Below are 16,797 nucleotides of genomic sequence, written 5' to 3'. Positions count from 1 at the left end.
TCCTTAGATCAGTTTCTGCGCGGCCAGGAAGTCAACTAATTGGATGCCGGCATCGCCTGAATCGGTGATGATGGTGCCAGCTGTGCGCGCGGGGCGCTCGGCTGCGGCCGTGACCTGCGTCAGTGAACCGGCATGGCCGACGGCGGAGGGAGCCAGGCCCAGATCCGCCAGGGACACGGTTGTCACCTTCTTCTTCTTCGCGGCAATAATGCCCTTGAAGTTGGGGTAGCGCGGTTCATTGGCCTGGTCCGTGACCGAGACCAGTGCAGGCAGTGTGGCCTGAATCTCTTCGGAGAAGTCATCGCCGTCGCGGCGGGCGGTGACAGTGTTGCCGTCAACATCCAGCGCAGAGGCGAAGGTGATTTGGGCCAGGCCCAGGCGGGCAGCCAGCTGGGCCGGAACAATGGAGGTTTCACCATCGGTGGAGGCCATGCCGGTGATGACCAAATCCACCGGGCCAAGGCTGTTGATGGCTGCTGCCAGGGCCAATGAAGTGGCTGAAGCATCGGAACCGGCAAGTGCCTCGTCGCTGACGTGCAGCCCTTGTGTGGCGCCGATCTGCAGCGACTTTTTCACTGCTGCCGCGGCCGATGCCGGGCCCAGTGTCAGCGCCGTGACAACATTGCCGCCCTTGGCGCCGCCGCGGGCATCGGTCAATGCCAGCGCAGCTTCCAGGGCGTATTCATCCAGTTCGGAAAGGATGCTCTCGTTGCGGTCAATCGTGTGTGAGTCGCCTGTGAGGTGGCGGTCAAATTGCGCATCTGGCACATACTTCACCAGTACCACAATGTTCAGTGCTGAGTTTTCCACTGCTGTCCTTTGTGTCATGGACGGATGGTTGCGCGCCACCCTTTCCCAGTGGGGTGGGTGCCGCGAGTTCGCCCTTGGCCTACTCCCACAGCATAGTTCGTGCCAGCCCAGAGCCGGAATTTCCTGGGTCGATTCTTTACTCGTGGCGAACAACCACTGTGGCTGCACCATGGACGACGGCGTCAACGTCCTGTTCTGCGGCAAACCCACCGCGGATTCAACGCAGAACAGTGCAAACAAAAAGTCCCCACCCGGTGCTGCCCGGAACTTCAGGCGTCCGGATGGGGACTTTTTGCTGTGCTCGTGACTTAGCTGGCAGTCATGGTGTCCAAGGTGACGTCCACGGACTGGGACTTGCCGCCACGGGTGAAGTCAACCTTCACGGTTGCTCCGCCTGCCTGCTCACGCACGGCAGCTGTCAGATCCGCTGGGTCGCTGATGGTGCGCTCTCCCAGTTTTGTAATGACATCGCCCTTTTGCAATCCGGCCTTGGCTGCTGCGGTGCCGGCAGTCACGTCGGCCACCGTGGCCCCGGTGGAGAAGGAACTGTTGCTGCCCGTGGAGGATGTACCAGCCACCGAGACGCCCAACTGGCCGTGTGAGGCCTTGCCCGATTTGATGATCTCCTCGGCCACCCGCTTGGCATGATCGATCGGGATGGAGAAGCCCACGCCGATGTTGCCGCTCTGGCTGCTAGAGCTGTCTGCGCTGCCTGTTGAGGCGATAGCCACGTTGACGCCGATGATCTGCCCCTCGGTGTTCACCAGGGCACCACCGGAGTTACCGGGGTTGATGGCAGCATCGGTCTGGATGACATTCAAGTTCACGGTGCCCTGGGCTGCGGTATTGCTCTGCTCGCCGCCCGGAGGGGAGAAACGGAAGCCGTTGCCGCCGTCGGACGGGTCCTCGGAAGAGTCACTGGGCGTTTCCGGAACCGCCGAGGAAGCCACCTGGATGGTCCTGTTGAGGGTGGACACAATGCCGTCCGTGACAGTGCCGTTCAGCCCCAGCGGGGAACCGATGGCTATCACTGAGTCACCAACATTGATCTTGCTGGAATCGCCCAAAGCGGCCGGGACCAGGTTGGGGGCGTCAATCTTGATAACAGCCAGGTCGGAGAGCGGGTCGGTGCCCACAATGGTGCCCTTGTAAACCTTGTTGTCGCTGGTCTGAACCTCAATGGCTGCATGGGCTGCGGCACCGTCAAGGGTCACCACGTGGGTGTTCGTGAGAATGTACCCGTCCGTGCTCAAGATGATGCCAGAACCCGTTCCGCCGGAGGTGCCGCTCGTGGCGGAGATTGTGACCACCGAGGGCATAGCCTTGGCGGCCGCAGCGCTGACCTCATTGACCGAGTTGGGGTTGTTGATCACTAGCGGGGAGCTCTGCTGGTTGGACCCGGCAACCGTGTTGTTGCCGCTCTGGTCGACCAGGAACATGGTGCCGCCTGCCACCAGGCCGCCCACCAAGGCTGCGGCCAAGACGCTGGAGGCAAACAACCCCATGCCCACCTTTTTGCGTTCCTTGGGGGTGGCGGTGACGGCCGGCGCCAAGGTGTGCGGGTACGCGTTCGACGCCGGGTACCCCGGTCCCGCGTGCCCCGCACCGTGGCTGTTGTTGCCCTGCTCATGGCCGCCGGGGGTTCCGGTTCCCGCTGCCGCAAAGTTCATCGGGATGGGCTCAGTGGCGTTGGGCGTTCCCCAGTTGCCGGTGCCCTGCTGGCCTGTGGGAGCGGGAATGCGCTCCGTGGGATTTTCCGCTGCCGACGCGCTGGCATGGACGCTCGCAGACGGGGCTCTGTAGGGGGCCTGGGCTCCCTGCGTTGCCGGCGCTTCCGGGGTTGCAGGGGTTGCAGCGTGGGCTCCCTGTGCAGGGGCGTTGTATGCGGGGTAGTCGTGGTTCGGCGCTCCGGCAGACAGCGTGTTCTCGGCAGATTCTCCGTACGGCTGCGCAGGCACGGCAGCGCTTTGCTGGGCATCCCTTTGCTGGGCAGCGATGGGCTGAGTCGGCTGCGCTGCTGGTGGCTGTGGGGTTGTCGGCTGCGAAGTTTCCACGGTGGCAGCTGCCGGGGCATCGCCTGCTACGGCATCGGGCGCAGATGCAGGTGTTTCACTCTGCCCGCTGTGGGCGTCCTGCGGCTGGCCAGCGGCCGGAAACTGCTGTGAACCCTGGGGCGATCCCTCGTGCTGGCCGTCGTTGTGGCTGGTGGTCTCGCCGTTGTTCTCGTTCATCAGCTGTCCCTTCGTTGAAATCTCATATGACTAATTCCTTGCTTGAGTTTCATCATCTCGCCCGCGGCTGGTGTCTTGACGAGCGTTCGCTGGAAGGTAGCTGTGAAGGTTCGTCTAGCACCATTATGGCTCAATCTCCTTGACTCACAGAGTTTTCCGTTGAGCGAAAGATCGTGGACGCCAAACAAAACGGCCCCATAGTATCGTGTGAAGTATTAAGGCCGAACCACACCAAGGCCCAACGTCAAAAGGTGAGCGATGTTTTCACGGTTGAAGGTATTTTCTCCATTTCTAGCAGCATTGGCATTGCTGGCTTTCCTGCTGGTCCCCGCCGGGATTGCCCAGGCTGAACCCCCTGTGAGCATTCCGGCGGGCACGTTCATCGTTGACAACGCCAATGTGCTGGGCAATGACAAGGCAAAGGTCCAATCCGCCATTGACAAGCTGGCCCAAGACCACGGACTGACGTTCTTTGTTGTGTACGTGGACTCCTTTGACAGCCTCAGCGGCGAGGCCTGGGGCACCGAGGTGGCCAACACCAAGCAGCTGGGCGCCAACGACGCCCTGCTGGTGGTGGCCGTCAAGGACAGGAAATATGCACTCCTGGCTGACAAATCAGTGATTCCTGACGACAAGAACCAAAACATTCAAGCCAGCGCCATCAAGCCCCAGCTGGCAGCCAGCAATTGGGCGCAGGCAGCCATTGATGCAGCGGGCGCCTTGGGCGACGCCGCCGGCGGCGGCAAGGGCAACGTCCCGGACCCCACTGGCGGCCTGGTGGCCCTGGGCATTGGCGGCGTCGTGGTGGTTGGCGGCGCGGGCACGGCCCTGTACATTCGCAACAAACGCAAGAAGGCGGCCGCTGAGGCCACTGCCCAGGGCTTCGGGCCCGACGGGAAACCCCTGGATCCCCATGCCGGCATGTCCATTGCCGAGCTGAGGTCAAAGGCCGGATCGCTGTTGATTGCCGCCGACGACGCCATCAACACCAGTGAGCACGAAATTGGTTTCGCCCAGGCATCGTACGGCGATGAGGCCGTCAAACCCTTCCAGGCTGCCTTGGACAGCGCCAAGGCGCACCTCTCCGAGTCCTTCAAACTCCAGCAGCAACTCGATGATGAAATTCCCGACACCATAGAGCAGCAGCGGCAGTGGTTGGGTGAAATCATCAGGCGCAGCGAAGATGCCAATGCGGCCTTGAACGCCGAAAAGGCCGCCTTTGACGAATTACGTGAGCTGGAGCGAACTGCACCAGCGGTGCTGAGCAGCATCCGCACCCAAGCCGGGGAGGCCAGAACAGCTGTGGCATCGGCTGAACAAAAATTGGCCGCCCTGACCGCGCAATATTCCGATTCGGCTGTGGCCCCGGTGCGGGACAATGTGGCACAGGCCAAGGAGCGCCTTGATTTTGTGGACACGGCGGCCACCGACGCTGACGCCAAGCTTGCGGCCGGGCAGAGCGCTGCTGCAGCCGTTTCCGTGAAAGCTGCGGAGGAAAGTCTGTTGCAGTCAGGTGTTTTGCTTGAGGCAATCACCAAAACTGAGGCAGCCATAAGGGACGCCGCAAAGACGCTGGAAACGGCCCTTCCGGCAGCCCTAAGCGACCTGGAGCAAGCCAGGGCCATGGTGGGAACCCAGGAATTTGCCCGCTACGCCCCCACCGTCCAAGCGGCGGAGGGAGTTCTCAACGATGTGCGCAGGCAAAAGGCAAGCGGGAAGCCCGATCCGCTCGCCATGATGACTGCCGTAGAATCGGCCCACGGCCAGCTCGATGAGTTGCTGACTGGCATCCGCGACCAACAGCAGCAATCCTTGCGGGCCCAGGCAGCCCTGCAACAAACCCTGGCTGGCGCACAAGCCACGATCGCCACAGCCAAGGACTTTATTGCAGCCCGCCGTGGAGGTGTTGGATCCGCTGCCCGGACACGATTGTCCGAGGCTGAGCGAAACTTTGACTACGCACTCTCCATTTCTGAATCGGACCCCAGCAACGCCTTGACCTACGCACAACAGGCCCAGGAACTGGCCAAACAAGCCATCCAATACGCCCAAAATGACGTTGACAGTTTTAGTGGCGGCGGTCGTGGAGGTGGCGGTGGTTCCATGGGCGGCGGCATGGGCGGGGCAATTCTTGGCGGCATCATTGGTGGCTTGCTCTCCGGCGGAGGCGGCGGCGGTTTTGGCGGTGGCGGGTTCGGTGGTGGAGGCGGCGGCGGGTTCGGTGGAGGCGGTGGAGGCGGCGGTGGCGGCTTCGGTGGAAGCGGCGGCAACTTCTAGCCTGCCCCCGCCCCTTGCAGGGTTTGCCCACCGCGCAACACTACGGGCGGCACCGGCTGGGGAATCCGGCGTCGTGCCATGATGGCATTGCACTGGAGAGTAACTTGTGGCAAGAATGAGGGAAGGCACCATAGGCTCGAATCTTTACCGGGCACTTCTGGCACGACCTGTTCACGTTTTATTGGATGTACAACAGCACAATAAGGGGAAAAGAATGGCAAAGCAGTCAATTTTTGGTCGGATCGCACAGCTGGCCAAGGCCAACATTAATGCGTTGCTGGATTCGGCTGAAGATCCGCAGAAGATGCTTGACCAGATGGTGCGCGACTACAAGGCCAACATCACCGAAGCTCAAGGCGCTGTTGCCCAGACCATTGGCAACCTGCGCATGCTCGAAGACGACTACAACGAGGACGTCAAGGCTTCCCAGGACTGGGGCTCGAAGGCACTCGCCGCCAGCCGAAAGGCCGACGAATTCCGTGGCGCCGGCAATGCAACCGACGCGCAGAAGTTCGACAATCTGGCAAAGGTTGCCCTGCAGCGCCAAATCACCGCCGAGAACGAGGCCCGCTCCGCAGAGCCCACCATCGCCGCCCAGAACGAGGTTGTGGACAAGCTCAAGACCGGCCTGACCCAAATGGAGGGCAAGCTCAACGAGCTGGCCAACAAGCGCAACGAGCTCATTGCCCGGTCCAAGACTGCCGCCGCTCAGACCCAGGTCAACGATGCGCTCAAGAGCATCGACATCATGGATCCCACCAGCGAAGTCAGCCGCTTCGAAGAGAAGATTCGTCGGGAAGAATCTAAAGTCCGCGGACAGAATGAGCTTGCCGCTTCCAGCCTGGACGCCCAGTTCAACTCCCTGGAGGACTTGGGTGAGCAGACAGAGGTGGAAGCCCGTCTGGCAGCCCTGAAGGCTGGCGGCACACCGACGGCGGCCGCGATTGCGGCCCCCACAAAACTGGATGAGTCGGAGTTCGACAACCTCTAGGCGGCGCGAAGGGGGCCGCATCGCTAGGCGATGTGGCCCCCTTTTTTTGTTGTTAGAGCTGGGTGAATGCTGCCAGGGCCGGGTCCGCGCCAATGCGCGTGCCGGACTCCAGCGCCGAGATCCGGGCCAAATCCGGGCCACTGAGCTTGATCTGTGCAGCAGCCAGGTTTTCACGCATGCGCTCCGGCGAGACAGTTTTGGGGATCACAATATTGCCCAGACCCAGGTGCCAGGCCAGCACCACTTGAGCGGGCGTAGCGCCGTACTGGGCCGCCAGCTCGGCAACAACCTGGTTCTCAAGGTCGCGACCCTGGCCCAGCGGGCTGTAAGCCTCAACGGCCATGCCATGGCTGCGGCTCTTCTGCGCCAGCCCGGCCTGTTGAAAGGTGGGGTGCGCCTCGATCTGGTTCACGGCCGGGATCACCGTTGACTTGGACAACAGCTCATCAAGATGCTCCGGCAGGAAATTGGAAACCCCAATCGCGCGGATCAGGCCCTGAGCATAGAGAGATTCAAGCTCCTTCCAAGCCTGGGTGTACAGACCCTGCGAGGGCACTGGCCAGTGGATCAGGTACAGGTCAACCCAGTCCACGCCGAGCGCCTTCCGGCTGGCCTCGAAGGCTGCGCGCGGACTGCCCTGTTCCCCGTTGCGCAGCTTGGTGGTGATGAACAGATCTTCACGGGCCAGTCCTGAATGGGCAATGGCCGCACCAACACCGGACTCGTTGCGGTACGCCGCGGCCGTGTCAATGTGCCGGTAGCCCGCGTCCAGGGCTTGCGTGACGGCCACCCGGGTTTCTTCCGGCGGTATTTGGAAGACACCGAAGCCGAGCTGCGGGATGGTCACCCCGTTGTTCAGGGTCAGCTCCGGAATGGCGGCGATGTTTTTATATTCAGTCACGAGAGTGGTTCCTTTCCTTCACATTTCTTCAACCGTGCGGTTTTTTAACAGCCTATGCCCGCATGCCCGGCGCAGGCGGCGCCGGGGGTGTGTGAAACCATCCTAGGACCAGCAGGCCTACCCTGGTGCTAGATTGCGCCTGCTGGCCGGGGCAGAATGGGTGCATGGGTCAAAGCATTGAATTCGGCAGGTTCCTCTCCGCCATGCGGTCCCGGCTGCAGCCGGAGCCGGGGGCCAACCTCACAAGCCGCCGTGTTCCGGGGTTGCGCCGCGAGGAGGTGGCCCGGCTGGCGGACGTGTCCACCGACTACTACACGCGGCTTGAGCAGGGCCGCAACATCCACCCGTCCCGCTCCGTGCTGACGTCGGTGGCCCGCGCCCTGCAATTGAACGACGCCGAATCCGCCCACATGTTCGACCTCCTGGAGAACTGTGGAGGGCAGGCCACCAACCCGCCCCCGGCCCAGCGGGTGCGCGCCTCGATGCGCCAGCTGTTGGACGCGGTAGGTGACGTGCCCGCCGTCGTGCTGGGACGGCGAACTGACGTGCTGGCGAGTAACCGCATGGCCCGCCTGCTCTTTGCCGACTTCCCCGCCATGGCGCGGGAGCAGCGCAACTACACGCGGTGGATCATGCTTGACCCGGCCGCACGGGTCCTGTTCCGGGACTGGCACGCGGCAGCCTCGGATGCCGTGGCCACGTTGCGTGCCGACATTGGCCGGCACCCGGGAGACCCCGCGGCCACGGCGCTCGTGGGCGAACTTGCCGTCAACAGTGAGGAATTCCGCCAGTGGTGGGCGCGGCACACGGTGACCCGCAAATCCTCCGGCACCCTAGGCCTGCACCACGGCGTGGTGGGGGACGTGGACATTGACTTTGAGCACCTGTTATTACCCGACGATCCCGATCAGAGCCTGCGCATCTACACGGCCAAGAACGGCTCCCCCACCCTGGACGCACTCAAACTGCTCTCCTCGTGGGGCGAGAGTTCCACACCCTTGAGCCATCCGCTTTCCAACTCCAGCGAAGAAACCACCTGAGCATGTTGTACTCACATTTGGGCCGCAGCGGCCTGTCAGTATCCAAGCTGTGCCTGGGCACCATGAATTTTGGTCCGCACACCGAGGAAGCCGACGCCCACGCCATCATGGATCAGGCGCACGGGGCCGGGCTGAACTTCTTTGACACGGCCAACGCCTACGGCGGCTCCGGGCGCCGCGGCTGGACCGAGGAGATCCTTGGCCGCTGGTTTGCCCAGGGCGGCGGGCGGCGTGAACGGACGGTGCTGGCCACCAAACTGTACGGCGACATGGGCGATTGGCCCAATGAGGGAAAACTGTCCGCGCTGAACATCCGCCGAGCCCTGGATGCAAGTCTCAAGCGGATGCAAACCGACCACATTGACCTGTACCAATTTCACCACGTGGACAGGGACACACCGTGGGATGAGATTTGGCAGGCCATGGATGTTGCCATCCAACAGGGCAAAGTCCTGTACGCGGGCAGTTCCAACTTTGCCGGCTGGCACCTGGCCGCGGCGCAGGAGGCTGCGGCGCGCCGCCCCATCACGGGCCTGGTCAGCGAGCAGTCCATCTACAACTTGTTGCAGCGCAGCGTGGAACGGGAGGTCATTCCGGCCGCCGAGCACTACGGGCTGGGCCTGCTCCCGTGGTCACCCCTGCACGGCGGATTGCTGGGCGGGGTTTTGCAAAAGGAGTCCGACGGCGTACGCAGGTTAGCGGGCCGCGCCGCCGAGGCATTGGAGAAGTCACGTGACGCCATTGCCGCCTTTGAATCATTTGCCGCGGAACTGGGCCATGCCCCAGGAGACGTGGCGCTCGCGTGGCTGCTGCACCAACCGGCCGTGACGGCACCCATCATTGGGCCACGCACCTCCGCCCAGCTGGATGCCGGCCTGCGGGCCCTGGAGGTTTCCCTGGACGCGGCAGCCCTGGCCCGGCTCGATGAAATCTTCCCCGGCCCCAAGACGGCGCCGGAGGACTACGCGTGGTGACCCTGGCCGGCGGCCCTGCAGTGCCCGGTCCCCGTGTCTTGTTCATGGGCGGCACGGGAATCATCAGCTCGCACGCCGTGGCCCTCGCCGTGGCACAGGGATTCACGGTGACGGTGCTCAACCGGGCGGCGAGTTCCGTGCGTCCGGTGCCGGCCGGCGTCGAGCTCCTGGTGGCTGATGCCCGGGACACCGCGGCCGTTGCCGCAGCCTTGGGCACCCGGACTTTCGACGTTGTTGCCGACTTCATTACGTACCTGCCGGAGCAGGCACGGGCTGCCGTGGAAATGTTCCGTGGCCGGACCGGGCAGTACCTGTTCATCAGCACCGCATCGGCCTACCAGAAACCGCCGGCCCGCCTTCCCATCACCGAATCGACGCCGCTGCGAAACCCCTACTGGCAGTATTCACGGGACAAGATTGCCTGCGAGGACGTTTTCACGGCGGCGTACCGGGAGGACGGATTCCCGGTCACCATGGTGCGGCCGTCCTCCACCTACGACCACACCAGGCTGCCGCTGCTTTTTGGGTGGACGGATGTGCACCGCATGCGCGAAGGCTTGCCGGTGGTGGTGCACGGTGACGGCACCACTCCGTGGACCCTGACGCATGCTGCGGACTTCGCTGTGGGCTTTGTGGGGCTGTTCGGCCTCCCCGTGGCCGGCGAAGCATTCACCATCACCTCCGACGACGTGCTGCTGTGGGACGCCGTGTACCGCAGTGTGGCGGCGGCCGCCGGCGCGCCTGAACCCCAGCTGGTGCATGTGGCCAGCGACCGCATTGCCGCCCTCGCACCGGAGCTGGGGCCGGGGCTGCTGGGCGACAAGTCCCATCCGGCCATCTTCGACAACGCCAGGATCAAGTCCCTTGTGCCGTCTTTCACCACCCGGATCCGCTTCGCCGATGCCGTCCGGGCGACCCTGGCATGGCATGACGCGCACCCTGAAGCCCGTGTGGTTAGCCAGGAATTCATGGCGCTCTCGGACAGGCTGGCAGGGTTGTAGCAGGATCCGGGCCACGCATGAGACGAATTTGCGGAGCCATTACCCCTTTCAATCCGCAAATGAGGATATAGACTGCGGTCATGACTCTCATACGCGTTTCCGAGGCGGCCCGGTTCCTGGGCGTCAGTGACGACACCGTGCGCCGCTGGCTCGAGAACGGCACGCTGCACGGCAGCAAGGACCAGCAGGGGCGCATGGTGGTGGATGGAGTGGAGCTGGCCGCATTGGCCAAAAAGCAGGCCCAACTGCCGCAGGACCCCACGGGGATCGGCAGCTCAGCCCGCAACCGCTTTGTGGGGCTGGTGACCAACATTGTCATGGACAAGGTCATGGCCCAGGTGGAACTTCAATGCGGCCCGTTCCGGGTGGTCTCCCTCATGAGCAGCGAAGCTGTCAGGGACTTGAAACTTGAGCCTGGTTCAGTGGCGACGGCCGTGGTGAAATCCACCAATGTCATCCTTGAAGTGCCTCACCCAGGGAGCGAATCATGAAGCTTTTCGCCATGGAATCCGCTGGCCCGAACGTTCTGGGTGCGAACTGCCTGCGCATGAGGCTGCGCCTTGGGGCAGCGGTTGCCCTGCTGGCCCTTGCCCCACTGGCCCTGGGCCTGGCCGGCTGCGCCCCGGCAGGACCGCCCGGGACAGACACAACCTCGGGGGCCGGCAGCACTCCGGTCGTCTCGGAACTTTCCGGCACCCTGAACGTCTATGCCGCTGCTTCCTTGAAGGAAACCTTCACGGAATTGGCTGCCCAGTTCCAGGCCCAGCATCCCAAGGTCGAGGTTTCTTTGAGCTTTGACGGCTCCTCCACCCTTGTCACGCAAATCAGCCAGGGCGCACCGGCGGATGTTTTCGCCTCGGCGGATACGGCGACCATGACCAAGCTCAGCGATGCCGGACTGGCCCAGGGCTCCCCTGTGGACTTTGCCAGCAACGTCCTGACCCTTGTGGTGCCGCCGGGCAATCCGGCCAACATCAACAGCTTTGCCGACGTTGCCAAGCCGGGCGTGAAACTGGTGGTTTGCGCACCCAAGGTTCCCTGCGGCGCCGCCAGCACCTCTGATGCCGCCAGTGCCGGATTGATGCTCAAGCCTGTCAGCGAGGAGCTTTCCGTGACAGGTGTCCTGGGCAAGGTCACCTCCGGGGAGGCCGACGCCGGACTGGTCTATGTCACGGACGCCAAGGCTGCCGGAGCAAAAGTCCTGAGCATTCCCTTGGACCTGCCCAAGCCCACCGTCAACCATTACCCCATTGCCGCCGTCGAATCTTCCAAGGCAGGGCAGCTGGCACAGGGATTTATCGCCCTGGTGACGGGTGCGCAGGGGCAAAAGGTGCTCCAGGATGCCGGCTTTGGCGCCCCCTAGGCCGGCCGCTCAGCGGCGGCGTTCGTGGGGCTACACGGCAGTCCCGCGCTGGATCTACGCGGTGGCGGCAGTCGGTGCCTTGTTCATTCTGCTGCCGCTGATGGGCATGGTGTCCCAAGTCAAGTGGGGCCAGTTTCTGGCGCTTATCAGCTCGGAGTCGTCACTGGCTGCGCTGCTTCTGAGCTTGAAGACGGCCACCGCCAGCACTTCCCTGTGCATTATTTTTGGTGTTCCCCTGGCTCTGGTGTTGGCGCGGGCGCAGTTTGTTGGGCAGCGTGTTTTGCGGGCCTTGATTTTGCTTCCCCTGGTGGTGCCGCCCGTGGTGGGTGGACTGGCGCTGCTCTACACCTTTGGTCGGCAGGGCTTGCTGGGGCAGTCCCTGCAGGTTTTGGGCATTGAGATTGCGTTTTCCACGGCCGCCGTTGTCATGGCTCAGACGTTCGTGGCCCTGCCCTTTCTGGTGCTGAGTCTGGAAGGCACGCTGCGCACGGCAGGGCAAAAGTATGAGGCGGTTGCCGCCACCCTCGGTGCACGGCCCAGCACTGTCCTGCGCCGCATCACACTGCCCCTGGTGCTGCCTGGTCTGGTCTCCGGTGCGGTGTTGGCGTTTGCCCGCAGCCTGGGTGAATTTGGTGCGACCTTGACCTTTGCGGGGAGTTTGCAGGGCGTCACCCGCACGCTTCCCTTGGAGATATACCTGCAGCGAGAAACGGATCCGGAGGCTGCTGTGGCCCTGTCCTTCCTGCTCATCGCCGTGGCCGCCGTTGTGGTGACTGTGACCTACCGCGTGCCGAAATCACCGCTTCGCGCGCTGCTGGCCGGGCCGGCGTCATGACGCTGGAGTTCAGGGCCGCCCTCGCCGCCCGGACCATGGACGTGTCCCTCACGCTGGGGCCCACGGAAACCGTTGCCGTGATGGGTCCCAATGGTGCGGGGAAATCCTCCGTGCTTCAGGTTCTGGCGGGGCTGCTCAAGCCCGATTCCGGCCACGCCACACTGGACGGGCGGTCCTTGTTCGAGCTCTCCCCCGGCACCACCTGGCTGCCACCGCATGCACGCGGGCTGGGCGTTCTGGCCCAGGATCCCCTGCTGTTTCCACACCTAAGCGTCTTGGACAACGTCGCCTTTGGCCCGCGCAGCCAAGGCCTGGGCAAGGTGGCAAGCCGGGAAGCCGCCCGGCATTGGCTTGGCGAAGTGGGCGCCATGGAGCTGTCCTCCCGGCTGCCCGCCCAGCTCTCCGGCGGGCAGGCGCAACGGGTGGCCCTGGCCAGGGCACTGGCCACCGACCCCGAGCTGCTGCTGCTCGATGAGCCCATGGCGGCCCTGGATGTCAACCACGCACCGTTCCTGCGCAGCCTGCTCAAGCGCGTACTGGCCGGCCGCCGCGCGATCATCGTGACCCACAGTGTGCTGGATGCCCTTCTGCTCGCGGACCGGATAGTGGTGATGGATGGCGGGCGCATCGTTGAGTCCGGCACCACCTCTACGGTCCTGGCCCACCCCCGCAGCGCCTTTGCCGCGTCCCTGGCCGGCCTGAACGTGCTGCAGGGAACCCTCAACGGTCCCTCGCTCCTCATGGACGACGGCGTGCTGGTCACCGGACGCCCCAGCTCCGTGCCCCCGGTACCCCCATCGGTGGGCGGGCAGGACGGCATGGCCGCGTTCCCGCCGTCGTCCGTGTCAGTGTTCCTGACCCCGCCCCACGGGAGCCCGCGTAATGTTTTTAAGGTCCGTGTGACCGAGCTGGAGCCGCACGGGGATCACATCCGGGTCAGGGCAGCTCGCTTGTCCGCCGACATTTCAGCCGCGGCCACGGCCGAGCTGGTCCTCGAGCCGGGCTCCGAGGTGTTCTTCGTGGTCAAGGCCGCAGAAGTAGTCCTGTACCCGGCCTAGCTCTTAGCCGCTACACCTTCGCGATGGCTTCCTTGAGCGCCGCGAGGACGAACACCACTGAAGCGTTGTTGGCGTTGGGGCCCATCATGCCAATGCGCCACACCGAAGAGGCGAATTGGCCCACGCCGGCACCGATTTCCATGCTGAAGTTCTTCAGCAGGTAGGCGCGCACGGCGGCGGAATCAACCCCCTCGGGCACGCGGACAGTGGTCAGCGACGGCAGCCGGAAACCCTCGGCAGCGAACAGTTCCAGGCCCATTTCCTCCAGACCGTCCTGGAGCGCCAGGCCTGCTGTGGCGTGCCGGGCCCGGACGGCGTCGAGCCCCTCCCCCAGCACCCTGGCAAGGCCGGCCTGCAAGCTGGCAATCATGGGCACCGGGGCCGTGTGGTGGTACGTTCGCTGGCTGCCGCTGGCAGTCCCCACGTAGCCGCCGAGCAGGCCCAGATCCAGGTACCAGGACTGCGGGTCCTTGATGCGTCGCTCAAACGCGGCGTCGGAAATGGTGAACGGGGACAGGCCCGGCGCCACGCCTAGGCATTTTTGCGTGCCGGCGTAGCCCACGTCGATGCCCCAGTCGTCGGCGAGCAGTTCCAGGCCCCCGATGGAGGTGACGGCGTCGGTGACGAGCAGGGCGTCGCCCTTGAGCCGGCCCAGCGCGGCAATGTCGGAGCGCACGCCCGTGGATGTCTCTGCATGGACTGCAGCAATGACTTTGGGGTTTGGGTGAGCAGCGGCCACACGCTCGGGGTCGATGGGCTGGCCCCATTCGTGGTCCACCCGAACCACCTCGGCCCCGGTGCGCCGCGCCACCTCGCACATGCGCTCACCAAAGAGTCCGTTGACGGCCACCACGGCAACATCCCCGGCACCCACTGTGTTCACGAACGCCGCCTCCATGCCGGCCGAACCGGTCCCGCTCAGCGGCAGGGTGCGGGCGTTGTTCGTGCCCCAGACTTGGCGCAGCCCGGCGCAGGTGTTGTCCAGCACCTCAAGGAACAACGGATCCAGGTGCCCCAGCACAGGATGGCCCAGCGCCTCAATGGCCTCCGGGTAACAATTGCTGGGGCCGGGGCCGAACAGATGGCGGAAAGTCAGCGGGCGGGACATGGCAACTCCTCATGGGGTGGCGGATCACTCACTCCAAGGGTACGTCCGTGGCGGTTTCGTGTGGCATCTCGCGGGATCCGTGTGTCCGGCCGCTGCTGATTGGCGGGCCTCTGGGCCGGGAAAACGAAAAACCCCCGGCCGTTAGGCCGAGGGTTTTCCTCATCTGGTTGCGGGGACAGGATTTGAACCTGTGACCTCCGGGTTATGAGCCCGGCGAGCTACCGAACTGCTCCACCCCGCGTTGCGTCCTCAACAGTACATGTGTTTGGCCCAAACACCAACTCGAGAGGCTACCGACCCACATGAGAGGCGCCGGAGTCGGTATTTTTGTAGGCGACGTAAAGGAGACGCCAAAGGCCGCCCGCGGCCGACGCGTCGGATAGTCGCCGGAAAATGCCGGTTCCGGCGCCGGCTTAGCGGTGCTTGAACTCGGCGGCGCGCTTCTCGGTGAACGCCGCCATGCCTTCCTTTTGGTCCTCCGTGGCGAAGCAGGCGTAAATGCCCCGCCGCTCGCGCACGACGCCTTCGGCGAGGGTGGTCTCGAAAGCCGCATTGACGGCTTCCTTGGCGATCATGGCTACGGGCTTGGACATGCCGGCGATGACAGCGGCCGTGGCCAGCGCATCCTCCAGCAGCGAGTCCACGGGCACCACCCGGGCCACTAGGCCCGCCTGTTCGGCCTCCACAGCACCCATGACACGGCCCGTCAGCACCATTTCCATGGCCTTGGCCTTGCCAATGGCGCGGGTGAGCCGCTGCGAACCGCCCATGCCGGGGATCACGCCCAACTTGATTTCGGGTTGGCCAAACTTGGCGTTGTCGGCGGCAATGATGAAATCAGCAATCATGGCGAGCTCACAACCGCCGCCCAGGGCGTGGCCCGCCACGGCGGCAATCATGGGGGTGCGGACCCGTGCCAACTCATCCCATACGGAGAACCAGTTGGACTGGTACATCTCCACGGATGACTTTTCTGCCATCTCCTTGATGTCAGCCCCGGCAGCAAAGGCGCGGGAGGAGCCGGTGATGACCATGGCACCAATGCCGGGATCGGCGTCGAACGCACGGGCGGCGGCCAGTATTTCATGGCCCATGGCATCGCTCAGGGCGTTCAGGGCCTCGGGCCGGTTGAGCGTTATCAGTCCCACGCGGCCGTGTTGTTCGGTCAGGATCAAGGAGTGCTGGGTCATGGTGGAGGGGTTCCGTTCAGTTCACATGGTTTGAAAAGCAAAGAGCAGGCCGGCGTGGACCTCAGTCAACGCCGCCGGTGGCGTCCCTGATGGTGTTGATGATGCCGGAAAAGTCGGTTCCGGCCCCGCCACCTAGGGCGAATTCACGGTAGATTTCCTCGGCAGCCCTGCCCAGCACCGCGTCCACTCCCGTGGCATTGAGCGCTTCAACGGCCAGCCCCAGGTCCTTAGCCATGAGGGCACCGGCGAACCCGGGTTGATAGTCGCGGTTGGCGGGGCTTGTTGGAACGGGGCCGGGGACGGGGCAGTTGGTGGTCAGCGACCAACATTGGCCGGAGGCGTTGGCCGCCACATCGAACAACGCCTGGTGGCTCAGGCCCAACTTTTCGCCCAGCACAAATGCTTCACTCACGGCGATCATGGACACGCCCAGGATCATGTTGTTGCACACCTTGGCAGCCTGGCCGGAGCCGGGCCCGCCGCACAGCACAATGCGCCTGCCCATGACCTCGAGGATCGGGCCGGCGGCCGCGAAATCTTCCTCGGAACCGCCCACCATGAACGTCAGTGTCCCGGCCTCGGCCCCCACAACACCGCCGGAAACCGGCGCATCCAGGCCCCGGTGCCCGCTGGCCACCACCATCTCGTGGGCCGTGCGGGCGTCCTCCACCGAGATGGTGGAGCATTCCAAAAACAACGCCCCGGGTTTGGCAGCCGCCAGCAAACCACCGCCGGGCCCCTCCCCCTCAAAAGCGGCAAATACATGCTTGCCGGCGGGCAGCATGGTGATGATGACATCGGCCCCGAGCGCCGCCCCGGAAGCGGATGAGGCCACCACGACACCGGCTGTGTGCGCCGCGGCAAGCGCTGCCGGCACCACATCAAAGCCGGTCACCGGATAGCCCGCAGCCACCAAATTTGCCGCCATGGGCCCGCCCATGTGCCCCAGCCCAATGAAGGCAACCTTGGCATCACGTCCCGCCATCGATTCCTCGCTCATGGTTGTTTCCTTTCTTGT

Annotated in this window: 15 protein-coding genes and 1 tRNA gene; 9 read left to right on the top strand and 7 right to left on the bottom strand. The window is 64.2% G+C overall.

Annotated elements, in window-relative coordinates:
• Window positions 1–3: 3 nt before the first annotated feature.
• Window positions 4–828 carry an electron transfer flavoprotein subunit beta/FixA family protein gene (locus CVS28_RS11465; RefSeq protein WP_243399852.1) on the bottom strand — a complete coding sequence of 275 codons (825 nt, stop codon included), beginning with the start codon at window positions 826–828 and terminating at the stop codon, window positions 4–6.
• Between the two features lie 290 nt (window positions 829–1,118).
• Window positions 1,119–3,041, bottom strand: a complete 1,923-nt coding sequence (locus CVS28_RS11460; RefSeq protein WP_243399851.1) for a S1C family serine protease — start codon at window positions 3,039–3,041, stop codon at window positions 1,119–1,121.
• 258 nt (window positions 3,042–3,299) lie between these two features.
• Between CVS28_RS11460 and CVS28_RS11455 the strand changes: the two genes are divergently transcribed.
• Window positions 3,300–5,318: a TPM domain-containing protein gene (locus CVS28_RS11455; protein ID WP_103481588.1), complete on the top strand. Its 2,019-nt coding sequence runs from the start codon at window positions 3,300–3,302 to the stop codon at window positions 5,316–5,318.
• A gap of 214 nt (window positions 5,319–5,532) precedes the next feature.
• On the top strand, window positions 5,533–6,309 hold the full coding sequence (locus CVS28_RS11450; protein ID WP_103464706.1) for a PspA/IM30 family protein: 777 nt from the start codon (window positions 5,533–5,535) through the stop codon (window positions 6,307–6,309).
• Between the two features lie 52 nt (window positions 6,310–6,361).
• Here CVS28_RS11450 and CVS28_RS11445 read toward each other — a convergent pair whose 3' ends face one another.
• Complete coding sequence (locus tag CVS28_RS11445) at window positions 6,362–7,183, bottom strand: aldo/keto reductase (RefSeq protein ID WP_103481635.1); 822 nt, start codon at window positions 7,181–7,183, stop codon at window positions 6,362–6,364.
• A gap of 191 nt (window positions 7,184–7,374) precedes the next feature.
• On the opposite strand from CVS28_RS11445, the gene CVS28_RS11440 reads away from it, so the two are divergent.
• The 7 genes from CVS28_RS11440 to CVS28_RS11410 all read left to right on the top strand — a co-directional run bounded on the left by CVS28_RS11440 (window position 7,375) and on the right by CVS28_RS11410 (window position 13,481).
• Complete coding sequence (locus tag CVS28_RS11440; RefSeq protein WP_103481587.1) at window positions 7,375–8,250, top strand: helix-turn-helix transcriptional regulator; 876 nt, start codon at window positions 7,375–7,377, stop codon at window positions 8,248–8,250.
• A 2-nt stretch (window positions 8,251–8,252) separates the two neighbouring features.
• Window positions 8,253–9,224 (top strand): aldo/keto reductase, encoded by a 972-nt coding sequence (locus CVS28_RS11435; protein WP_103464708.1) that lies wholly within the window; start codon window positions 8,253–8,255, stop codon window positions 9,222–9,224.
• Entirely contained in the window at window positions 9,218–10,225 is a 1,008-nt protein-coding gene (locus CVS28_RS11430; protein WP_423716399.1) for an NAD-dependent epimerase/dehydratase family protein, read from the top strand. Before CVS28_RS11435 ends, CVS28_RS11430 begins: the two co-directional genes overlap by 7 nt.
• Before the next feature lie 80 nt (window positions 10,226–10,305).
• Window positions 10,306–10,716: a TOBE domain-containing protein gene (locus tag CVS28_RS11425; RefSeq protein WP_103481586.1), complete on the top strand. Its 411-nt coding sequence runs from the start codon at window positions 10,306–10,308 to the stop codon at window positions 10,714–10,716.
• Window positions 10,717–10,772: 56 nt separating this feature from the next.
• Complete coding sequence (modA, locus tag CVS28_RS11420) at window positions 10,773–11,588, top strand: molybdate ABC transporter substrate-binding protein (protein WP_103481633.1); 816 nt, start codon at window positions 10,773–10,775, stop codon at window positions 11,586–11,588.
• Window positions 11,566–12,423, top strand: a complete 858-nt coding sequence (locus CVS28_RS11415) for an ABC transporter permease (protein WP_103464710.1) — start codon at window positions 11,566–11,568, stop codon at window positions 12,421–12,423. The genes modA and CVS28_RS11415 overlap by 23 nt, the downstream gene beginning before the upstream one ends.
• Entirely contained in the window at window positions 12,420–13,481 is a 1,062-nt protein-coding gene (locus CVS28_RS11410) for a sulfate/molybdate ABC transporter ATP-binding protein (RefSeq protein WP_103481585.1), read from the top strand. The genes CVS28_RS11415 and CVS28_RS11410 overlap by 4 nt, the downstream gene beginning before the upstream one ends.
• 10 nt (window positions 13,482–13,491) lie before the next feature.
• Here CVS28_RS11410 and CVS28_RS11405 read toward each other — a convergent pair whose 3' ends face one another.
• From CVS28_RS11405 to mmsB, 4 genes are all read right to left on the bottom strand, one after another.
• On the bottom strand, window positions 13,492–14,589 hold the full coding sequence (locus CVS28_RS11405; protein WP_103481584.1) for a pyridoxal-phosphate-dependent aminotransferase family protein: 1,098 nt from the start codon (window positions 14,587–14,589) through the stop codon (window positions 13,492–13,494).
• 164 nt (window positions 14,590–14,753) lie between these two features.
• Window positions 14,754–14,830 (bottom strand) — tRNA-Met (locus CVS28_RS11400).
• A 172-nt stretch (window positions 14,831–15,002) separates the two neighbouring features.
• A complete protein-coding gene (locus tag CVS28_RS11395; protein ID WP_103481583.1) occupies window positions 15,003–15,779 on the bottom strand; it encodes an enoyl-CoA hydratase in 777 nt (258 codons plus the stop codon).
• A 61-nt stretch (window positions 15,780–15,840) separates the two neighbouring features.
• Complete coding sequence (gene mmsB / locus CVS28_RS11390) at window positions 15,841–16,779, bottom strand: 3-hydroxyisobutyrate dehydrogenase (protein ID WP_207767449.1); 939 nt, start codon at window positions 16,777–16,779, stop codon at window positions 15,841–15,843.
• Window positions 16,780–16,797 lie beyond the last annotated feature (18 nt).

Source organism: Arthrobacter glacialis, assembly GCF_002909415.1.
Classification (GTDB): Bacteria; Actinomycetota; Actinomycetes; order Actinomycetales; family Micrococcaceae; genus Specibacter; species Specibacter glacialis.
This window is presented reverse-complemented; position numbering and strand designations above follow the sequence as displayed.

Excerpts from the sequence above, each read along its gene's own strand:
- modA (WP_103481633.1), top strand. The coding sequence starts at position 10,773 with ATGAGGCTGCGCCTTGGGGCAGCGGTTGCCCTGCTGGCCCTTGCCCCA.
- CVS28_RS11425 (WP_103481586.1), top strand. The coding sequence starts at position 10,306 with ATGACTCTCATACGCGTTTCCGAGGCGGCCCGGTTCCTGGGCGTCAGT.
- mmsB (WP_207767449.1), bottom strand. The coding sequence starts at position 16,779 with ATGAGCGAGGAATCGATGGCGGGACGTGATGCCAAGGTTGCCTTCATT.
- CVS28_RS11405 (WP_103481584.1), bottom strand. The coding sequence starts at position 14,589 with ATGTCCCGCCCGCTGACTTTCCGCCATCTGTTCGGCCCCGGCCCCAGC.
- CVS28_RS11415 (WP_103464710.1), top strand. The coding sequence starts at position 11,566 with ATGCCGGCTTTGGCGCCCCCTAGGCCGGCCGCTCAGCGGCGGCGTTCG.
- CVS28_RS11410 (WP_103481585.1), top strand. The coding sequence starts at position 12,420 with ATGACGCTGGAGTTCAGGGCCGCCCTCGCCGCCCGGACCATGGACGTG.
- CVS28_RS11395 (WP_103481583.1), bottom strand. The coding sequence starts at position 15,779 with ATGACCCAGCACTCCTTGATCCTGACCGAACAACACGGCCGCGTGGGA.
- CVS28_RS11435 (WP_103464708.1), top strand. The coding sequence starts at position 8,253 with ATGTTGTACTCACATTTGGGCCGCAGCGGCCTGTCAGTATCCAAGCTG.
- CVS28_RS11465 (WP_243399852.1), bottom strand. The coding sequence starts at position 828 with ATGACACAAAGGACAGCAGTGGAAAACTCAGCACTGAACATTGTGGTA.
- CVS28_RS11460 (WP_243399851.1), bottom strand. The coding sequence starts at position 3,041 with ATGAACGAGAACAACGGCGAGACCACCAGCCACAACGACGGCCAGCAC.
- CVS28_RS11455 (WP_103481588.1), top strand. The coding sequence starts at position 3,300 with ATGTTTTCACGGTTGAAGGTATTTTCTCCATTTCTAGCAGCATTGGCA.
- CVS28_RS11440 (WP_103481587.1), top strand. The coding sequence starts at position 7,375 with ATGGGTCAAAGCATTGAATTCGGCAGGTTCCTCTCCGCCATGCGGTCC.
- CVS28_RS11450 (WP_103464706.1), top strand. The coding sequence starts at position 5,533 with ATGGCAAAGCAGTCAATTTTTGGTCGGATCGCACAGCTGGCCAAGGCC.